Here is a 3,827-nt window from a genome sequence, read left to right as displayed (position 1 = left end):
AAGGTGGACTTCTCTTGCTTCGGGGATCATCCATATCTTGAATCACGACTCACGATCCAAGAAAAGTGGGTACTAGACAGTCGGCCGTGAAGAATCTCCCAAGCGGTTGAGCGGGAATCTTGAGGGTTCTGTGAGGTCGTGGGGGCAAGGCCAGCCACGCGCGCTGTCGTAGCGTGCGACCTCATAGAAGCCGGATTGAACGAAGCCGCGGAGTTGTGGGCGCTATGGCGATAGTGCAGCCGGTGCAACTGCGGAGAAGGCGCGCCTGTGGTCGCCGCGCGCCGGCGAGATATTGATCGGACGTGAGCGGCGCCATTGCTCGGGCCTAGAGCGCGATGCCGCGAGCGATTTGCTGTGCTGGGATGCGCGGCCGAGTGACTGACGGGGTGAGCGATGACGAGCGCGGCCACGGCGACATCGGACGTTGCCACCGAGAAGGTGATCACGGAAGGGGTCGATGGTGCAGGTGCTGGTCATGACGTGTCACAACGAAACGGATGGTCGCGCGCGCAGGCTCGCGGGACGACGTCGATGCGCCGCATGGTGCCGCCGCAATGTGGGCAGGCGGGGATCTCGCATTTGACGAGGGGATCCTCGCGGGCTTGTTGATCAGCCGGAGCGTTGCGGATTGCGAGGAGTTGGCGGCAGTGGGCGATTTTGTCGCTGCGTCCGCCGTTGGCGAGAAAGCCATAGTGGCGGATGCGGTGGAAGCCGTCCGGCAGGGTATGCAGCAGAAAGCGACGAATGAACTCGTCGGCATCGAGCGTCATCACCTTGGCTTTGCGATTCTGCCGATAATCCTTCCAGGAAAAACTTACCTTGTCGTCCGCAAGCGAGACCAGCCGACTGCTGGCGATGGCGAGGGCTTCAGCTTGATCTGGTCCCGCCCCAGCCGTCGCAACGGCGACTGACCCGGCCCACACTGCCTCGCCCGGCTCGTCCGGGCGGGGCATCGCCACGCTCAAACAATCGAAGGCGCCTCGTTGGGGTGCCACTGCAAGCAGAGAGGACGTAACAGATGCAACGCCTCCATCATCGACAACGCCATTCGGTCAGCAGGTGAACGCCGGGGACTGAGCGCGGCAACGGTCGGTGGTTATGTAAGGTTTCTTCGGAGTCTTGGGGAGAATCTCGCACGTAATGGGCAATCGATTTCTGCGCTCGATAACGCTTCGCTGGTAGCCCACGCCAATAAATTCGACGACCAGGGTGCCATTCCTGTCTTGCGTTATCTTCGGGAGTATCTTGAACCCGGTGGTACGTTAGGCCGTTCTCAGCGTGCGCGGCGCCCAGGGGAGCAACGGAGTATTCCCGCCGAAGACCAAGCCCCATCGAGGACGCAGCTCATAGCAGCAAGCGACCCGCAACGGCCGTTGCGATCTATAGCGGCAGCCTTCGCATATTTTCTGAAGGGCTTGACCGCGAGGGTCACGCAATCGCCCGGCTAGATCACGAGTCACGCATCAAGCGCGCTAAAGAGCTGCGTCCGAACGATAGAAGCCTCTTGACCGCGTTGAAGATGATCTACCGGAGCCCTGCACATCTTGTTCAATCGCAAACTGCAGCGCTTGAGACGATGGTCGGCACAAATAAGAAATCGGCTGACTAGTTTGGAGGACGCATGAATGCTGGATCGATCAGTGCCCGGCAAAACGCGCCGACCATTGAAGCCGCCTCATGATCTCCGCGATCATCGACGATGCGATGGAGCGCCTTCGCACTCTCTTGGAAATGCGGACAAGAGCGATGGATCGCGTTGCACAGCGCAACGTAGACCTCATGCGCCAACCCGCACGAGCCTCATTACGACCATCGCCAAAAGGGCTTGAAGCCTACGTAGCGTCAGGTTGTACAGTATTGATCGTACAAGCGTGGCGACCCCCGGAAGGGACTTGATCGCAAGGAACGGTGTCAATGTCTCGAGTTCTGAGATATGCACGAGATTTTGCTGCTGCGGATGCTCTCCGAAGCGGCTCGTGCCGAATGCGAAGGACGTCAATTGAAGAATTTAAACTGGAACGGGACGTGCATTTGGAGACCAATCGGGGCATGATCTTGGCACGGATGCGTCGGGCCAGTTCAATCCCGATGTCCCGCATGCTGTTGCAATCGGGGGCGCAACTATCCGTCTTACGCTGTCTTTCGGCTTGTCGTGAGGGCAGGCCCACAAGTGTCTCAGGCTTTCCACTAAGCGGGATCGTCGCACGGCTGCGCATTGGCTCCAGGCGTGACTTGCCGGGTGGGGTGAACGAGTTGTTCTGCGGCAGGTACCAGCTGGGCTGGTGGGAGTAATGCGTGAACCAGGACGTGCGTGCGGCGACTGTCCTCCTTTTTGGTTGCGGAGCCTGGCATCGGCTTTCTGGCCGATGGTCGGGAGCGTGCTCAAAGGTAGTTCTGGCAATTATGAAGATTGATCTGATCCAAGGAGAGGAGTGTTGGAAGTGAACTATAGCGATCCGAACTATTGGAGCAATTGGTACGCTGAGCAGCACGAGCTGCTGCGTGCGAGGCAGGAGTCGGACGGCGCGCCGGCGGACCAGGTCGGGTTTGAGCAGCAGCTGGGCCATCTGCAGCTCAGCTCATCGGAGGAGAGCTCCGCCGAGCCGAGTTCGCCTGACACTCGACCGGCAGAGGTGCATGGAGGCATCCAGCGCATCGGCCTCGGCGGTTCGATGCGGATGGTGCCGCAATCCGACCCACAGGACAATCGGTTCAGCAGTACGCGGCGCAGTGTTGACATTCCTCGCGCTCACTTTGGTGCGGCTGTGCCAGGATCTCCATCCGACTTGGGTGCCGGGGCGTTTGGTAGGGTGCGCGACGCAGCGTCATCGGAACCGAATCCTGCAGCGCGCGCGAAGGATAAAGGGCGTGGACTGCTTTCTCGGGTTAAATCGAGGCTTGGCAAAGTGTTCGGAGGAAGTCGCGGTGAAAAGCCGTTGGGCGACATCGCGTCGGATGCAGTCACTTCAGAGCTTCGAATCTACGCCTATAAGCGCACCCGTGCGTCCGAAGAGGACGCGGCCCTCATTTCCGAGTTCGCGCGCGCGGCCGTAGGAAGTTATGCTTCCAGCACCGTTCAGAGGATGGTGGAGCAGCTGAGCCGGCTCAGCGAGTTCCTCAACCCCAGAAACCTGACGCTGGCCGGTCTGGTTGAAGACCCTGATCAGTTGAAAGTCCACGTGGATGAATTTGTGAAGGCGGGGGGCATCAAGCGAGTGCGTGCGGCGTTGGAAGCGCTTCGGAAGTTCCGCGCCGGCGAGTTGTTGCCTCGGCCTCCAGCGCCACCTCCGCCGCCTCCGCCGCCTTCTTGTACCGGAGACGCGCTGCTCATTCACCAGTTCGCTGCAGCAGCCCGAGGACACGAGGTGCCCGACAAAACCATCAGGCCTCATACGGAGGTTCTTAAGGCCTTTGCTGAGTGGCTTACGGCCAATCAGAAGGCGTCCCTGACTTCTCGGTTTCGAAGCGATGAAATAGCCGAAGACATGATGGCATACTGCGAGGAGAATGACCCCAAGGGCCGCCTCTTTACGGCCCTCAATCATCTCCGAAGGCTTCAGCCCGACGGGGCAGGGTTCGAAACGCTCGGACCTGGGCCCCGCGTCATGGGGCGCCGTACCTTGAGCGCTTATGAGAGTGATGCCGACCTCATTGACGAGGCTACTAACGAGGCCTTGCGTAGGCTTGGACCGGCAGCAACTCCCAAAGAGAGGAAGCCTATCCTTGCGATGGCGAGTAATCAGCGCAAGCTTAGGGTCTGTACCTAATTAGCGCACTCTGATTCCCTTGGACCGAACTGATTCGGCACGGGGGACTTCGATGCGCAA

1 protein-coding gene and 1 pseudogene are annotated in these 3,827 nt (G+C 59.9%); one reads left to right on the top strand and one right to left on the bottom strand.

Annotation, left to right across the window (positions count from 1 at the left end):
- Positions 1-473: 473 nt before the first annotated feature.
- Positions 474-866, bottom strand: a pseudogene (locus AC5ZG5_RS45735) (transposase); the annotation flags it as partial.
- Positions 867-2,435: 1,569 nt separating this feature from the next.
- On the opposite strand from AC5ZG5_RS45735, the gene AC5ZG5_RS45730 reads away from it, so the two are divergent.
- Positions 2,436-3,767: a hypothetical protein gene (locus AC5ZG5_RS45730; RefSeq protein WP_456647180.1), complete on the top strand. Its 1,332-nt coding sequence runs from the start codon at positions 2,436-2,438 to the stop codon at positions 3,765-3,767.
- The last annotated feature ends 60 nt before the right edge of the window (positions 3,768-3,827 follow it).

It is taken from the genome of Bradyrhizobium sp. Ses1, assembly GCF_059512365.1.
This window is presented reverse-complemented; position numbering and strand designations above follow the sequence as displayed.